The following is a 15,499-nucleotide window of genomic DNA, read 5'->3' on the forward strand; positions in this document are numbered from 1 at the left end:
AGCGGGTTCAGCAGGCAGGATGGAGGCATGCCCGCCAGTGACGCCGCCATCGACTGCTCCGACCTCGTCATCGATCGGATCGGGCACGGTGGCGTGACGCGCGCCGTGGACGGCGTCACGTTCACGGTCCGGGCGGGCGAGCTGATGTGCGTCGGCGGCGCGACGGGCGCGGGCAAGTCGACGCTCGTCTCGGCACTGGCCGGGTACGGCGACGCGTCGCTGAAAGTCGCCGGCGGTCGTGCGAGGGTGTGCGGGGTCGACGTGCGCAGACCCGGCCGGCGGCGCCGCATGCTGACCGCGCTGAGCGGGTACATCCCGCAGAGCGCGGGGGCGAACCTGCCCCCGCGGCTCACGGTCGGCGAGGTCATCTCGGAGCCGATCACCTCGCGCGAGAAGCGGGTCAACAGCAAGGCGCTCGCGATCCGGGTCGCGTCGCTGCTGGATGAGCTGCACCTGCCGCTGGGGGCCGCGGCGAAGTTCCCCTACGAGCTCAGCGCGGGCATGCGCCAGCGCGTCGCGATCGCCCGGGCCTTCATGCTGGAGCCGCACGTGCTGATCGCAGACGAGCCCCTGGCCAACCTCGACCTCGAGGTGCGCCCCGTGGTGTTCGACGCGATCACGCGTCGCCGCAACGAGCAGTCGATGGCGGCGCTGCTGGTCACCAACGACGCCGCCTTCATCCGGGAGCTCGACGCGGAGGCGCTGATCCTGCGGAGCGGGCACGTGGTGGCGCGGGGGATCGGCAAGGACCTGCTCTGGTCACCCAATTCCGAGGCGGATGCCGCGCGCTGAACGCGCCACGCCCGGGACGCCGCCCGTGTTCGGAGCACGGCGCGGAGTTTGCTAAGCTGGATGAGTTGCCCGCACAGCGGGGAACATGATCCTCGGTAGCTCAATTGGCAGAGCAGCCGGCTGTTAACCGGCAGGTTCTTGGTTCGAGTCCAAGCCGGGGAGCGAACCCCATCGAAACCCCGCCCTCGTGGCGGGGTTTCGTCGTCTCCGGGACGTCTCGTCCGCGGTTGCCGCGGTGATCGCGGGAGACGCCGCGGGGGAAGCACGCACTGCATGCTTCCCCCGCGGCGAGAGCGACGGTCCGGACCGGATCAGGCGCCGGAGCCCTTCATCGACCCGGTCAGCTGGGACTCGTCATCCGCGTAGAGCACGCACTGGATCAGGCGGTCGTCCAGCTCGTCCCAGCCCTGCTTGGTGGGCGAGTAGTAGAAGTAGTCCAGCTTGGATGCGTCGACGGCGAGCCCGACGAACTTGGTGAACTCCTCGCCGCACTTCGGGTCGGCGGCCGCGTCGAGCGCGTCCTCGGAGGGGAATTCGCCGTCCGGGAGCGTGAACTCAGCGTAGACCTCCTCGTCGTGCGCCTCGTCGCAGGGCACGACGTTGGTGTCGCTGAGCTCGGTGCTGCTCTGGTCGTCCTCGAACTTGCAGTCGCCGACCTTCAGCTTGAAGATGTCGATGCTCGAGCCGTCGGTGACGTTGCCCTTGTCGTCGCGCTGGGCGTCACCGCTGAACAGGTTCGTCGGCACGCTGCAGCCGCTGAGGAGAGCGGTGAGGATGATGGCCGCACCGGTCAGGGTGGTGCCGCGGAGCAGGGCTCGCTGAGAGGTCATGTGCTGGTCCTTGGTCGGGGGATGGATGCTGTGAATCGCACCCCACCGTACTGACCCCCGCGATTCCGCGGCAAGTCGATCGGGTATCAGCCCTCGAGGTCGTCGACTCCGGGCATCCAGCTCGCGCCGCCGCGTGCCCAGCCCCGCTTGCGGGCGATCTTCTGCACGGTCTTCCAGTCGCCGTCCGAGAGGCGGTCGATGTAGAGGATGCCGTTGAGATGGTCGAACTCGTGCTGCATGATGCGCGCACGCCATCCGTCCACCTCGATGCGCACGGGCGAGCCCTCGAGATCGATGCCGGTGACCATCACGCGGTCGGAGCGCCGCAGGGGGAACCGCTCGCCGGGGAACGACAGACATCCCTCCGACTCCTCGTCCGGGTCAGGGGAACCGGGCTCGGGGGGCGTCATCCAGAGCACGGGGTTGATGATCTCCCCGCGCCACGGCCGGTCCTCGTCGTCGACGTAGGTGTACACGTAGATGCGCAGCGCGACGCCCACCTGGGGTGCGGCGAGGCCCACACCGGGTGCGACGTCCATGGTCTCGTACATGTCGGCGACGAGCGTTCGGATCTCGTCGGTGATCTCGGAGACCTCGGCAGCGGGAGCGTGCAGCACGGGGTCGCCCATGATGCGGATCGGAAGAACAGCCACGCCACAACCCTACTGGGCGCGTTCGGCCCGGAGGGGACCGTCGGGCCGGGTAGGGTGAAACAGTGCAGCTTGGGGTGGGAGTCGTGACAGGAGTGAGCGATCAGCTCATCGGCGTGTTCCAGAACCCCGCGCTGCTGCTGGGCATCCCGCTGGCACTGGCCGGCGCCGTGTTCATGTCGCTCGGTGCGCAGTACCAGCACCGCGGGGTCGAGAAGGTCGAGAAGCTGACCGGCACGGAAGGCGCCTCCGGGCTCACCGGCGCCCAGATCAAGGGGCTGCTGACCCGGCCCTCCTGGATCATCGGGACGCTCATGCTGGGCTTCGCCGTGATCTGCCAGCTCAGCGCCATGGCCATCGCGCCGCTGATCGTCGTGCAGCCGCTCGGTGCGGTCGCGCTGGTGGTCACCACCCTGCTGAACGCGCGCGTGTCGGGGCACACCCCGACGAAGAGGTCGCTGATCGCCATCGGCAGCTGCCTGGGCGGAATCTTCCTGTTCGTCGGCCTGGCCGCGTTCTACGCGGTGGAGCGCAAGATCAGCGACGAGGACCTGTTCACGATCCTCGCCATCCTGCTCGTGGTCATCATCGTGCTGGGCACGTTCTGGCTCATCCTGCGACACCGGATGCGCGCGCTGTTCTACGTGATCGGCGCGGGAATCCTGTACGGCTTCGTGGCCACGCTCGCGAAGGCCGTGATCAGCCGCATCCAGAACGGCAACTTCGAGTGGCTGACGGTCGCGTGCCTCATCGCGCTGTTCGCCGCCGCCGCCGTCGGCGCGTACTTCGTCCAGTCGGCGTACAGCTCGGGCCCGCCCGACCTCGTGATCGCCGGTCTGACGGTCGTCGACCCCATCGTGGCCGTCCTCATCGGCGCGCTCGTGCTCGGCGAGGCCTCCGAAGCGCCGCTGCCGGTGCTGATCCTGTTCGGGATCGCCGGCGTGATCGCCGTGTTCGGTGTGTTCGGCCTGGCCCGGTACCACCCGCAGGTGCTCAGCGAGAGCCAGGAGATCGCGATCCAGAGGGGGAGCGACGCTTCGACAGGCTCAGCGGCTCAGGATCAGAGCCGCGCGCCTCAGGAGCAGGCGGAGTCGCCGGACGCTCAGTAGTCGCGGTCGATGAGTTCCGGTGCGACCTCGGCCGCAGCCGCCTCGTCGACGAAGAACACCGTGCGGCGCCGTCCCTTGGCTCCCGCGGCCGGCACGCTCGCGTAGCTGGCACCCGCCAGAGCCAGGCCGAGGGCGGATGCCTTGTCGGCGCCGGTCAGCACGAGCCAGACCCGCTTGGAGTGGTTGAGCACCGGACGGGTGAGCGTGACGCGCTCGGGTGGCGGCTTGGGGGAGTTGCGCACCGGGAGCACCGCGGCATCCGTCACCGTCACCTCCTGACGGTCCGGGAAGAGCGAGGCGATGTGGCCGTCGGGGCCGACGCCCAGGAAGCACACCGCGAACGACGGCCAGGCCTCGCCCGACCGGCCGAACCGCGCCAGCTCGGCCGCGTAGGCCGTCGCCGCCTCGTCCAGGCTCAGGCCGTCCGAGGGCGCCGCCACCTCGTGGATGTTCTCCGCGGGGATGTCGAGACGATCCAGCAGCGCGCGGCGGGACTGCAGCGAGTTGCGGTCGGGGTCGTCGCGCTCCACGAAGCGCTCGTCGCCCCACCAGAAGTGCACCAGCGACCAGTCGATCGTGGCGACCCGGTCATCGTCGGCGGCAGCCGCGAGCACCGCGCCGCCCATCGAGCCTCCGGTCAGGCAGATGTGCGCGATGCGGCCGTTGCGGGTGCGTGCGACGATCCTGGTCAGGAACCGATCCGCGACGCGCGCGGCCAGACTCGCCGGGGTCGGCTCCACGACGACGCTCTTGATCGATCCCTGCACCGTGGTCACCATCGAACTCACGCTCCCTTGTCTGCGGGGCCCAGCCGCTCCCAGCCCTCCGTGATGACCCGACCGTACAGCACATCGGCGTCGAGGCGGCGCAGCTCCTCCGCGAGGCACTCCCGCAGCGTGCGCCGCGGGAGGTGCAGCTCGTGGTCGGGCTGACCGGGCTGGGTGAGCACGGCCGTGCCGGGCACGGGGCGCTCGAGCAGGATGTCGCCGCTGGCGCGGGTGAGGCGCACCGACTTGATGCCCTCCTGCCAGTGCTCCGGGTCTTCGTAGGACCAGCTCACCGGAACGTCCAGCGCCATCCGCAGCCAGGCGGCCAGCAGGGCCGTCGACGGCGAGGCCGCGGCACCGCGCACCTCGACGGCCGTGACGCGCTCGAACGGCGGCTGGTCCAGCACCGCGGCCAGCTGCTCGCGCCAGTGCGTGAGGCGGGTCCAGGCCAGGTCGGTGTCGCCGGGTGCATGGGTCTTGCCCAGCAGGGCGAGGCGGTCCCGCACGTCGGGGGAGGTCGCGGCATCCGTGATCCGGCGCTGCGCGATGCGCCCGAGCGGCGCGTTGGCTGCATCCGTCGGCGCCTCCTCCGGCCACCACGCCACCACGGGCGCGTCGGGGAGCAGGATGCCGGTGACGAGACTCTCGGCGTTGCTCGCGGCGTCGCCGAAGGCGCGCAGCACGACGACCTCGCTCGCACCGGCGTCTCCGCCCACGCGGATCTGCGCGTCGAGGTGCGCCTCGCCCTCACCGGTGATCAGCACGATCACGCGCATGGGGTGCTCGCGGGACGCGTCGTTGGCGGCGTCGATCGCGGGCTCCGCCACGCCGTTGCGGGCGATGATGAGCAGCGTCAGGACGCGCCCGAGGGCGACGGCGCCGCCCTCCTCGCGCACCTTCACCAGCTGCTTGGCGACCTGGCTGACGGTGGTGTCGGGAAGGTCGATGATCATGGGCGTCTCCAGACTCGTCCGTCGCGGGCCAGCAGGGCGTCGGCGGATGCCGGGCCCCAGGAACCGGGTGCGTACTGCTCCAGCGGTCCGTGCAGGGAGGCCCAGTACTGCTCGACCGGGTCGAGGATCTTCCAGGACAGCTCGACCTCCTCGTGGCGGGGGAACAGCGGCGGATCGCCGAGGAGCACGTCCAGGATCAGGCGCTCGTACGCCTCGGGGCTGGCCTCGGTGAAGGCGTGGCCGTACCCGAAGTCCATGGTCACGTCGCGGACGTTGGCACCGCTGCCCGGCACCTTCGAGCCGAACCGGATCGTGACGCCCTCGTCGGGCTGCACGCGGATCACCAGGGCGTTCTGGCCGAGCTCCGAGGTCTGGGCGCGCCCGAACAGGTGCTCGGGGGCGCGCTTGAACACGACCGCGATCTCGGTCACGCGGCGGCCGAGCCGCTTGCCGGTGCGCAGGTAGAACGGCACGCCGGCCCAGCGGCGGGTGTCGATCTCGAGCTTGATGGCCGCGTAGGTCTCCGTGGAGGACTGCGGAGCCATGCCGTCCTCCTCCAGGAAGCCGTTGACCTTCTCGCCGCCCTGCCAGCCGCCGGCGTACTGCCCGCGGGCGGTGGCCAGCGAGATGTCCTCGGGCAGGCGCACGGCCTCGAGCACCTTCTCCTTCTCGGCGCGCAGGTGGTCGGCCGACATGCTGATCGGCTCCTCCATGGCGGTGAGCGCGAGCAGCTGCAGCAGGTGGTTCTGGATGACGTCGCGGGCCGCGCCGATGCCGTCGTAGTAGCCGGCACGACCGCCCACGCCGATGTCCTCGGCCATCGTGATCTGCACGTGGTCCACGTAGTTGCGGTTCCACAGCGGCTCGTACAGCTCGTTGGCGAAGCGCAGCGCCAGGATGTTCTGCACCGTCTCCTTGCCGAGGTAGTGGTCGATGCGGAAGATCGAATCGGCCGGGAAGGCGGCCTCGAGAGCGCGGTTCAGCTCGCGCGCCGTCTCCAGGTCGCTGCCGAACGGCTTCTCGATGACCACCCGCCGCCAGTGCGTGTCATCCTGGTGCTGCTCGCCGACCAGGCCGGACTCACGCAGCTGCTTCGTCACCTCGGGGAACGCCTTGGGCGGGATGGAGAGGTAGTAGGCGTGGTTGCCCATCGTGCCGCGCTCGACGTCGAGCTTCTCGACCGTCTCGCGGAGGCGACGGAAGGAGTCCGGGTCGTCGAACGTGCCCTGAACGAAGCGGATGCCCTGCAGCAGCTGCTGCCAGGTCTCCTCGCGGAACTCCGTGCGGGCGTGCTGCTTGACGGCGTCGTAGACGACCTGGGCGAAGTCCTGGTCCTCCCAGTCGCGCCGGGCGAAGCCGACCAGGGCGAAGCCGGGCGGCAGCAGCCCCCGGTTGGCGAGGTCGTACACGGCCGGCATGAGCTTCTTGCGCGACAGGTCGCCTGTCACGCCGAAGATCACCAGTGCGCTGGGACCTGCGATGCGGTTGAGACGACGGTCATCGGGATCGCGGAGCGGGTTGCGTCCGCGTGAGACGGGAGCGGTCATCGGTGGGGGATATCTCCAGATCTGGGATCACTGAGTAGCGGTGAAGAGGGTGAGCACGTCGTCGACGGCATCCGTGACGGTGAGCGTGACGACGGGGCGGCCGTGCGAGACCAGCACGGCGGCGTCGCCCGCCGCCTGCGCCTCGATCAGCTGACCGAACGTGAAGGGGCGACCGGGGATCTCCAGGTCGACGTCGGTGCGCTCGAGGATCTGCAGGAACACCCCCTGTGCGGGCCCGCCCTTGTGGTACTGCCCCGTCGAGTGCAGGAACCGGGGTCCCCAGCCGAAGGTGGCGGGGCGGCCGGAGTCGGCGGCGGCCAGCTCGCGCAGTCCCTGCAGCTGCCCCAGTTCGAGACGGTTCACGTACGCCTGGATCGAGACGTACCCGTCGGCGGGGAGCGAGGCCCAGAGCGCGTCGAGCACGCCCTCGATGGATGCGGACACCGCCAGAGCGGGGTCGCTGACCCGGACCTCCACGCCGTCCTGCACGAACGCCGGGGCGCTCGGCTCCGGGCGCGCGTCGAGCAGGCCGCGTGCCGCGGCCTTGGCCGACTCCACGTCGGGCTGGTCGAAGGGGTTGATGCCCAGCAGATGACCGGCGATCGCGGTGGCGTGCTCCCACAGCAGGAACAGCGCGCCGAGGCTTCCGCTGACCAGGATCTCGCCGGGGTGGCGCTCCCGCAGGTGGAACTCGTCGGCGTCCTCCACGAACCGCACGATCTGCAGGTCCTTCGGGCGGGACTCGAGCTCGGGGGAGACCGGCAGCAGGACGACGGGCAGGATGCCCGTGCCGTTCTTGCCGGTGGACTCCGCGATGAGCTGCTCGATCCAGTCGGGCAGCCCTTCGATGTACGTGCCATCCGACACCAGGCCGAGCTTGTCGCGCCGCGTTCCCTCGGAGGACGAGCCGGCGATCGCGGCGGCCAGGCGCAGTGCGGGGTTCTCCGGTGAGTCGATCGCGAACTCCAGCAGCGAGGCCTCGGCCTCGTCCAGCAGCTCGGAGATGTCGACGCCGGCGAGCCCGGCGGGGACGAGACCGAAGGCGGTCAGTGCGGAGTATCGCCCGCCCACGTTCGGGTCGGCCCGGAACACCCGGTACCCCGCCTCCGACGCCGATGCGTCCAGAGCGGAACCCGGGTCGGTGACGACGACGATGTGCTCGGCGGGGTCGAGGCCCAGGTCCTCGAACGCGGTCTCGAACGCGCGACGGTGCGAATCGGTCTCGAGCGTGGTGCCCGACTTGGAGGACACCACGAGCACGGTGCGGGCGAGGTCGCCGTCGAGCGCGGCCAGAACCTGCGCCGGGGCGGTGGAGTCCAGCACCGTCAGCTCGACGCCGGCCGTGCCGGCGATCACCTCGGGTGCGAGCGACGAGCCGCCCATGCCGGAGAGCACGACCCGGTCGATGCCGCGCGCCGCGAGATCGTCGCGGAGCGCGACGATCTCGGCGACGAGCGGGCGCGACACGGAGACGGCGTCGACCCAGCCGAGCCGGGTGGACGCCTCGGCCTCGGCATCCGGACCCCACAGCGTGGGATCGCCTGCGGTGACACGTGACGCGACGAGGTCGGCGATGAGCCGGGGGACGATCTCGTCCACCGTGGCCCTGACGGGCTGCGTCACGTGCACCGCGACGGTCATCGTGCGGCTTCCAGGCCCTTGGTGACCTGCTCCAGCAGACCGTGCCAGGAGTCGATGAACTTGGCGACGCCCTCGTCCTCGAGCACCTGGGTCACGTCGTCGAAGTCGACGCCGACGGACTTGAGGTCATCGAACACCTGGTGCGCCTGGGCGTAGCCATCGGTGATGGTGTCGCCGGTGACCACACCGTGGTCGAACGTGGCCTCAAGGGTCTTCTCCGGCATGGTGTTCACGACGCCGGCCGCGACGAGGCCGGTCACGTACAGGGTGTCGGGCAGTGCCGGGTCCTTGACACCGGTCGACGCCCACAGCGGACGCTGCAGGGTGGCGCCTGCGTCGAGCAGCGCCTTGGCGCGGTCGCTCGCGAAGGACTTCTCGTACAGCTCGTGGGCCAGCCGTGCGTTGGCGAGGCCCGCCTTGCTGCGCAGCGCCGCCGCCTCGTCGGTGCCGATGGCAGCCAGCCGCTTGTCGGTCTCCGTGTCGACGCGCGAGACGAAGAACGATGCGACCGAGTGGATGGTGGAGAGGTCGATGCCGGCGGCCTTCGCCGTCTCGAGACCGGTCAGGTACGCGTCGATGACCTCGGCGTACCGCTCCAGGCTGAAGATCAGGGTGACGTTGACGCTGATGCCGGCGCCGATCGCCGCGGCGATGGCGGGCAGGCCGGCCTTGGTCGCGGGGATCTTGACGAGCAGGTTGGGGCGGTCGACGCGCTCCCACAGCTCCTTGGCCTGGGCGATCGTTCCCTCGGTGTCGTGCGCGAGATCGGGGGAGACCTCGATGGAGACGCGGCCGTCGACGTGGTTGGTGGCGTCGTAGACAGGACGGAACACGTCCAGGGCGTCGCGGACGTCCTGCGTGGTCGCGGCGAAGACGGCGTCGGTGGCGGATGCGCCGGACTGGGCCAGCTCATGCACCTGCGCGTCGTACGAGGTGTCGTCGGGGTTGGTCATCGAGTTGGCGAAGATCGTCGGGTTGGTGGTGACGCCGACGACGCTGCGGGTCTCGATCAGCTGCTGGAGGTTGCCCGACTGGATGCGGGTGCGCGACAGGTCGTCGAGCCAGATGCTGACGCCGGCGGCGGAGAGATCTTCGGTGGGGGTGCTCATGCGTTCTCCTTGATGGACTCGCGTGCCGCCTCGACGACGGCCTCGGCGGTGATGCCGAACTTCTGGAACAGGGTCTTGTAGTCGGCGGAGGCGCCGAAGTGGTCGATGCCGACGGAGCGGCCGCGGTCGCCCACGATGCCGCGCCAGCTGAGCACGGAGCCCGCCTCGACGGAGACGCGGGCGGTGACGGCCTTCGGCAGCACCGACTCGCGGTACGCCTCGTCCTGCTCGGCGAACCACTCCAGCGAGGGAGCCGACACCACGCGGGCGTTGATGCCCTCCGCGGCGAGCGTCTCGCGGGCGGCGACAGCCAGCTGCACCTCCGAGCCCGTGCCGATCAGGATCACGTCGGGGGTGCCGTTCGGAGCCTCAGCGAGCACGTAGGCGCCCTTGGCGGTGTTCGACGCCGACGCGAACACGTCACCGGATGCCGCACCCTCGCCGCGCGCGAAGTTCGGCACGTTCTGGCGGGTCAGCGCGATGCCGACCGGGCCGCCGTGGCGGCGCAGGATCTCCAGCCATGCGGCCGAGGTCTCGTTGCCGTCGGCAGGACGCACCACGGTGAAGTTCGGGATGGCGCGCAGCGTGGCGATCTGCTCGATCGGCTGGTGCGTGGGGCCGTCCTCGCCGAGCGCGATCGAGTCGTGCGTCCACACGAACGTGCTCGGGATGTCCATGAGTGCGGCCAGACGCACGGCGGGGCGCATGTAGTCGCTGAAGATCAGGAACGTGCCGCCGTAGGCGCGCGTCGGTCCGTGCAGCGTGATGCCGTTCAGGATCGAGCCCATCGCGTGCTCGCGGATGCCGAAGTGCAGCACGCGGCCGTAGGGGCTGCCCTTCCAGTCGTGCGTCGACCACTCGGCGGGGATGAACGAGGCGGCGCCTTCGATGGTGGTGTTGTTGGAGCCGGCGAGGTCGGCGGAGCCGCCCCACAGCTCGGGGAGCTCAGCGGCCAGGGCGTTCAGCACCTTGCCGGATGCGGCGCGCGTGGACACCTCGGTGCCGCTCTCGAACACGGGAAGCGCGTCCTCGATGTTCTCGGGGAGGGCGTGCGCCTCGAGGCGGTCCAGCAGCGCCTTGCGCTCGGGGTTCGCCGCAGCCCAGGCGTCGAACGACTCCTGCCAGGCGGCATGCGCCTCGGCGGCGCGTGCGCCCAGCTCGCGGGTGTGCGCGATCACCGCATCCTCGACGACGAAGGACTTCTCGGGGTCGAAGCCCAGCACCTTCTTGGTGGCGGCGACCTCGTCGGCGCCCAGCGCGTTGCCGTGCACGGACTCGGTGCCGGACTTGTTCGGTGCCGGCCAGCCGATGATCGTCTTCAGGATGATCAGCGACGGCTTCTCGGTCTCGGCCTTGGCCTGGGAGATCGCGTCATCGAGCTCCTGCACGTCCTCGACGTAGTGGCCGGTGCGTCGCCAGTCGACCTCGAGCACCTGCCAGCCGTAGGACTCGTAGCGCGCGCGGACGTCCTCGGTGAACGCCACGTCGGTGTCGCCCTCGATGGAGATCTGGTTGGAGTCGTAGATCGCGATCAGGTTGCCGAGCTGCTGGTGGCCGGCGAGCGACGACGCCTCGCTGGTCACGCCCTCCTGCAGGTCGCCGTCACCGGCGATCACGTAGACGAAGTGGTCGAAGGGGCTCGTGCCCGCCGCGGCATCCGGATCGAAAAGACCGCGCTCGTAGCGGGCGGCGTACGCGAAGCCGACCGATGACGCCAGGCCCTGACCCAGGGGGCCGGTGGTGATCTCGATGCCCCTGGTGTGGTGGTACTCGGGGTGACCCGGCGTGAGCGAGCCCCAGGTGCGCAGTGCCTCGAGGTCGTTCAGCTCCAGACCGAACCCGCCGAGGTACAGCTGGATGTACTGGGTGAGCGACGAGTGGCCCACCGACAGGATGAAGCGGTCGCGGCCGAGCCAGTCCACGTCGGCCGGGTCGTGGCGCATCACACGCTGGTAGAGCAGGTACGCCACCGGGGCGAGGCTCATCGCCGTCCCGGGGTGGCCGTTGCCGACCTTCTGGACGGCATCCGCCGCCAGTACTCGGGCGGTGTCCACCGCTCGACGGTCGATCTCGTCCCACTGAAGCTCTGCCACGGTCATACTCCTTCTGACACATTCGGAGGCGCCCGTATTCCTGCGCGCTCCGCGTCGTCACGGAGAAGTGGTTGCACAGCGCAAGGGGCACGCGAGTGGTTTCAGCATACCCGCGCGATTTCACCCGCCCCAGGTGCATTTCACCGCGCTGCACCGACCGCTCCGGGCGTCTCTCCGGCACTCGGCACGCACTAGACTGGAAGGAGTGCCCGCATGCGCGCAGAAGGAGGGGATCGCGATCTCGTCGACATCGCAGACCGCTGAGACCACGTACTCGGTCGGTCAGAAGATCCGCGGTTACTTCGTTCTCACGAAGCCCCGTGTCATGGAGCTGCTGCTCGTCTCCACCGTTCCCGTGATGATCCTCGCCCTCGGCGGTCTTCCCGACCTTCGCGAGCTCTGGCTGATCATCGCCACGGTCATCGGCGGCGCCATGAGCGCCGGTTCCGCGGCATCGTTCAACATGTACCTCGACCGCGACATCGACGTGCACATGAAGCGCACCGAGAACCGGCCCCTGGTCACCGGCGAGGTGTCGCCGCGCGGAGCCCTGGTGTTCTCGTGGGCCCTCGCAGTGGCCTCCACGGTCTGGCTGCTCGCGTTCACCAACTGGCTGGCGGCGTCGCTGTCGGTCTTCGCGATCTTCTTCTACGTCGTGGTCTACACGATGATCCTCAAGCGCCGCACCGAGCAGAACATCATCTGGGGCGGCATCGCAGGGTGCTTCCCCGTGCTGATCGGCTGGACCGCCGTGACGGGTTCGCTGGACTGGCCGCCGTTCGTGCTGTTCGTGCTGATCTTCCTCTGGACGCCGCCGCACTACTGGCCGCTGTCGATGAAATACAAGGACGACTACGACGACGTCGACGTGCCCATGCTCGGTGTGACGCGTCCGGCCCACCAGGTCGGGCTGCAGGTCATCCTCTACGCGTGGGCGACGGTCGCGTGCTCGCTGCTGCTCGTCCCCGTCGCGCAGATGGGCATCGTGTACACGGCATCCGCCCTCGTCTTCGGCGGCTGGTTCATCTACGAGTCGCACCGCCTGTACAACCGTGCGCTGCGCGGCACCGAGCCGCGCCCGATGCGCGTGTTCCACGCGTCCATCACCTACCTGACGCTGATCTTCCTGGCCGTCGCGATCGACCCGCTGCTGCCGTTCTGATCGCCGCGCACACGAAGAGGCCCGGCTCGTCCATGGACGAGCCGGGCTCTTCGCGTCGGCGGGGGAGCTCAGTCCTCCGCGTACGGGTTCGCGGCCCCGACGGGCTTCTTGAGCTTCGTCACCACGACCGTGTAGGCGGCCGCGGACAGCGAGGCCAGCAGCATGTGCACGCCGACGAGCACGGGCGGCAGCCCGGTGCGCGCCTGCAGCACGCCGACGGCCACCTGCACCACGATCGCGATGATGAGCACCAGGAGCCAGCGCCGCGGCGGCAGCGCGAGGAGCCACGCCGAGATCGCGAGCGCGAGCACCAGCGCGGCGAGCACATAGCCCGGCCAGGAGTGCACGTGCGCGAGGATGCTGGCGTCGAAGCCCTCCCGCTTGATGTTGACGTCGCCCGAGTGGGGGCCGGATCCCGTGGTGAGCACGCCGAAGAGGATCGTCAGCACGAGTGCGAGGCCGGTGACGTGGGTGAGCGCGGCGAACCAGACCGGCACGGCCCTCTCCCGCGGGCCGGGAACGGCGTCCAGGCGCACCAGGAACAGCGCGGTCACGCACACGAGCAGGAGCGAGGAGGCGTAGTGGAAGCCGACGATGAACGGGTTCAGCTCGCTGATCACGGCGAAGCCGCCCACCACGGCCTGCGCCATCACGCCGACGAGCACCAGCCACGCGAGCACCGCCAGGTCCCTGCGGACGGTGGTGCGGCGCAGCGAGTCCACCATGCCGACCAGCACGGCCAGCAGCAGGGCGGCCGACATCAGCGCGGCCGAGGCCACGACGCTCAGTGCGGAAGCCGCGATGTAGACGAGGACGGCCAGCACGATGCCGCCGACCGCGAACCACACCGCGCGGATGACGAGGCGCTTGCCGCTCACGGCGTGCAGCGTGAGCATGAGCACGCCGAGGGCGAGCAGGCCGACCAGGCCCGTCATGGTGCGGTTGCCGAACTCGATCGCGCCGTGGATGCCCTGCACCTCGAGGATCGGCACCAGCGACTCGGGGGTGCAGAGCGGCCAGTCCGAGCATCCGAGCCCCGAACCGGTCAGGCGGACCGCGCCGCCGGTGCCGATGATCAGCACCTCGGCGAGGAAGGAGAGCCACGCCATGACGCGGAGCGGACGTGCGAGGACGACGTCGCGGGGCCCGGCGGGCGTGGGGGATTCGGTCGTGGCGGAGCTGACGGGCATGTGGCCTCCGGCTCCGCATCGTGGACGGTCGCGGCCCGTCCGCGAGGCGGAACCTGTAGAATCGGGATGGTTGTGATGGGCGCGCAGAGCGCGGCGTCCATCACTGACAGTCTAGGCGCGAGATGAGCGCCGGAATGATGGGGCCCACCAGCGGCATCCGACCCCCGCAGACTCGACGGGGGTCAGGTGTGTCGGGGCGGATGACACCGTTGCGGCCCGTTTGAGGAGAGTGTGTGATGTCGGATGTGCTGATCGACCGCCCGGAGCTGGATGGTCTGGGGGTGTACGAATTCGGCTGGCACGATCCCGACGCCGCCGGAGCGAGCGCGAGACGCGGTCTCAGCGAAGCCGTCGTGCGTGACATCTCCGCGCTGAAGTCCGAACCGGAGTGGATGCTGAAGACCCGTCTCAAGGGGCTCGCGCTCTTCGGCCGCAAGCCGATGCCGACCTGGGGTGCCGACCTCAGCGAGATCGACTTCGACCACATCAAGTACTTCGTCCGCTCCACCGAGAAGCAGGCGCAGTCCTGGGAGGACCTCCCGGAGGACATCCGCGAGACCTACGAGCGCCTGGGCATCCCCGAGGCCGAGCGCCAGCGCCTGGTCGCCGGTGTCGCCGCGCAGTACGAGTCCGAGGTCGTCTACCACCAGATCCGCGAGGACCTGGAGGCGCAGGGCGTCATCTTCATGGACACCGACACCGCGCTGCGCGAGCACCCCGAGTTCTTCGAGGAGTACTTCGGCACCGTGATCCCCGCCGGCGACAACAAGTTCGCGGCGCTGAACACGGCCGTGTGGTCGGGCGGCTCGTTCGTGTACGTCCCCAAGGGCGTGCACGTGGAGATCCCGCTGCAGGCGTACTTCCGCATCAACACCGAGAACATGGGTCAGTTCGAGCGGACCCTGATCATCGCCGACGAGGACAGCTACGTCCACTACATCGAGGGCTGCACGGCCCCGATCTACAAGTCGGACTCGCTGCACTCGGCCGTCGTCGAGATCATCGTGAAGAAGAACGCCCGCGTGCGCTACACGACGATCCAGAACTGGTCGAACAACGTCTACAACCTCGTGACCAAGCGCGCGGTCGCGCACGAGGGAGCGACGATGGAGTGGGTCGACGGCAACATCGGCTCCAAGGTCACCATGAAGTACCCGTCGATCTACCTGGTCGGCGAGCACGCCAAGGGCGAGACCCTCTCCGTGGCCTTCGCGGGTCCCGGGCAGCACCAGGACGCCGGCGCCAAGATGGTGCACCAGGCGCCGTACACCCAGTCGTCGATCGTCTCGAAGTCGATCGCGCGCGGCGGCGGTCGCTCCGGCTACCGCGGTGAGGTGCGGGTCGATCCCGCCGCCCATCACTCCTCGAACTCCGTGGTCTGCGACGCCCTGCTGGTGGACACGCAGTCCCGTTCCGACACGTACCCGTCGATCGACATCCGTGTCGACGACGTGCAGCTCGGCCACGAGGCCACCGTCTCCAAGGTCAGCGCGGAGCAGCTCTTCTACCTGCAGTCGCGCGGCATCTCCGAGACCGAGGCCATGGCCATGATCGTGCGCGGCTTCATCGAGCCCATCGCGCGCGAGCTGCCCATGGAGTACGCGATGGAACTGAACAAGCTCATCGAGATGGGCATGGAAGGCAGTGTCGGCTGAG

The 15,499-nt window shown here is 69.6% G+C and carries 13 protein-coding genes and 1 tRNA gene; 5 read left to right on the forward strand and 9 right to left on the reverse strand.

The window, feature by feature from the left end; translation table 11 throughout:
• The first annotated feature begins 27 nt into the window (after positions 1-27).
• Positions 28-792 (forward strand): ATP-binding cassette domain-containing protein, encoded by a 765-nt coding sequence (locus MIAR_RS01875; protein WP_285630421.1) that lies wholly within the window; start codon positions 28-30, stop codon positions 790-792.
• An 89-nt stretch (positions 793-881) separates the two neighbouring features.
• Positions 882-954: transfer RNA gene (locus MIAR_RS01880), tRNA-Asn, on the forward strand.
• 149 nt (positions 955-1,103) lie between these two features.
• Here the strand turns inward: MIAR_RS01880 and MIAR_RS01885 are convergent.
• Positions 1,104-1,622 carry a septum formation family protein gene (locus MIAR_RS01885; RefSeq protein ID WP_285630423.1) on the reverse strand — a complete coding sequence of 173 codons (519 nt, stop codon included), beginning with the start codon at positions 1,620-1,622 and terminating at the stop codon, positions 1,104-1,106.
• An 86-nt stretch (positions 1,623-1,708) separates the two neighbouring features.
• The gene (gene def, locus MIAR_RS01890; protein ID WP_285630425.1) at positions 1,709-2,275 is read right to left on the reverse strand and encodes a peptide deformylase; all 567 of its coding nucleotides are present in this window, start codon (positions 2,273-2,275) and stop codon (positions 1,709-1,711) included.
• 83 nt (positions 2,276-2,358) lie between these two features.
• On the opposite strand from def, the gene MIAR_RS01895 reads away from it, so the two are divergent.
• Positions 2,359-3,381: a DMT family transporter gene (locus MIAR_RS01895; RefSeq protein WP_285630702.1), complete on the forward strand. Its 1,023-nt coding sequence runs from the start codon at positions 2,359-2,361 to the stop codon at positions 3,379-3,381.
• Here MIAR_RS01895 and pgl read toward each other — a convergent pair.
• From pgl to tkt, 6 genes are read right to left on the reverse strand one after another with little or no spacing between them, the layout of a single operon-like run.
• Entirely contained in the window at positions 3,375-4,160 is a 786-nt protein-coding gene (pgl, locus tag MIAR_RS01900) for a 6-phosphogluconolactonase (RefSeq protein ID WP_285630705.1), read from the reverse strand. The two genes, MIAR_RS01895 and pgl, sit on opposite strands and share 7 nt — an antisense overlap.
• A 5-nt stretch (positions 4,161-4,165) precedes the next feature.
• Entirely contained in the window at positions 4,166-5,101 is a 936-nt protein-coding gene (locus MIAR_RS01905) for a glucose-6-phosphate dehydrogenase assembly protein OpcA (protein ID WP_285630427.1), read from the reverse strand.
• Entirely contained in the window at positions 5,098-6,648 is a 1,551-nt protein-coding gene (gene zwf, locus MIAR_RS01910; RefSeq protein WP_285630429.1) for a glucose-6-phosphate dehydrogenase, read from the reverse strand. The genes MIAR_RS01905 and zwf overlap by 4 nt, the downstream gene beginning before the upstream one ends.
• Positions 6,649-6,675: 27 nt before the next feature.
• On the reverse strand, positions 6,676-8,289 hold the full coding sequence (locus tag MIAR_RS01915) for a glucose-6-phosphate isomerase (RefSeq protein WP_285630431.1): 1,614 nt from the start codon (positions 8,287-8,289) through the stop codon (positions 6,676-6,678).
• Positions 8,286-9,398 carry a transaldolase gene (gene tal, locus MIAR_RS01920; RefSeq protein ID WP_285630433.1) on the reverse strand — a complete coding sequence of 371 codons (1,113 nt, stop codon included), beginning with the start codon at positions 9,396-9,398 and terminating at the stop codon, positions 8,286-8,288. Before tal ends, MIAR_RS01915 begins: the two co-directional genes overlap by 4 nt.
• The gene (gene tkt, locus MIAR_RS01925; RefSeq protein ID WP_285630435.1) at positions 9,395-11,491 is read right to left on the reverse strand and encodes a transketolase; all 2,097 of its coding nucleotides are present in this window, start codon (positions 11,489-11,491) and stop codon (positions 9,395-9,397) included. Before tkt ends, tal begins: the two co-directional genes overlap by 4 nt.
• 232 nt (positions 11,492-11,723) lie before the next feature.
• Here tkt and MIAR_RS01930 point away from each other — a divergent pair, with 232 nt between their 5' ends.
• Positions 11,724-12,653 (forward strand): heme o synthase, encoded by a 930-nt coding sequence (locus MIAR_RS01930; RefSeq protein ID WP_285630708.1) that lies wholly within the window; start codon positions 11,724-11,726, stop codon positions 12,651-12,653.
• Positions 12,654-12,721: 68 nt separating this feature from the next.
• Here the strand turns inward: MIAR_RS01930 and MIAR_RS01935 are convergent, their stop codons facing one another.
• The gene (locus tag MIAR_RS01935; protein WP_285630437.1) at positions 12,722-13,843 is read right to left on the reverse strand and encodes a COX15/CtaA family protein; all 1,122 of its coding nucleotides are present in this window, start codon (positions 13,841-13,843) and stop codon (positions 12,722-12,724) included.
• Between the two features lie 236 nt (positions 13,844-14,079).
• Here MIAR_RS01935 and sufB point away from each other — a divergent pair, with 236 nt between their 5' ends.
• Positions 14,080-15,498 carry a Fe-S cluster assembly protein SufB gene (gene sufB, locus MIAR_RS01940; protein WP_285630439.1) on the forward strand — a complete coding sequence of 473 codons (1,419 nt, stop codon included), beginning with the start codon at positions 14,080-14,082 and terminating at the stop codon, positions 15,496-15,498.
• The last annotated feature ends 1 nt before the right edge of the window (position 15,499 follow it).

The organism is Microbacterium arabinogalactanolyticum (assembly GCF_030268005.1).
Classification (GTDB): Bacteria; Actinomycetota; Actinomycetes; order Actinomycetales; family Microbacteriaceae; genus Microbacterium; species Microbacterium arabinogalactanolyticum.

Coding starts and splice junctions, on each gene's coding strand:
- MIAR_RS01875 (WP_285630421.1), top strand. CDS start 28: ATGCCCGCCAGTGACGCCGCCATCGACTGCTCCGACCTCGTCATCGAT.
- MIAR_RS01885 (WP_285630423.1), bottom strand. CDS start 1,622: ATGACCTCTCAGCGAGCCCTGCTCCGCGGCACCACCCTGACCGGTGCG.
- pgl (WP_285630705.1), bottom strand. CDS start 4,160: ATGGTGACCACGGTGCAGGGATCGATCAAGAGCGTCGTCGTGGAGCCG.
- MIAR_RS01905 (WP_285630427.1), bottom strand. CDS start 5,101: ATGATCATCGACCTTCCCGACACCACCGTCAGCCAGGTCGCCAAGCAG.
- zwf (WP_285630429.1), bottom strand. CDS start 6,648: ATGACCGCTCCCGTCTCACGCGGACGCAACCCGCTCCGCGATCCCGAT.
- MIAR_RS01915 (WP_285630431.1), bottom strand. CDS start 8,289: ATGACCGTCGCGGTGCACGTGACGCAGCCCGTCAGGGCCACGGTGGAC.
- tal (WP_285630433.1), bottom strand. CDS start 9,398: ATGAGCACCCCCACCGAAGATCTCTCCGCCGCCGGCGTCAGCATCTGG.
- MIAR_RS01935 (WP_285630437.1), bottom strand. CDS start 13,843: ATGCCCGTCAGCTCCGCCACGACCGAATCCCCCACGCCCGCCGGGCCC.
- sufB (WP_285630439.1), top strand. CDS start 14,080: ATGTCGGATGTGCTGATCGACCGCCCGGAGCTGGATGGTCTGGGGGTG.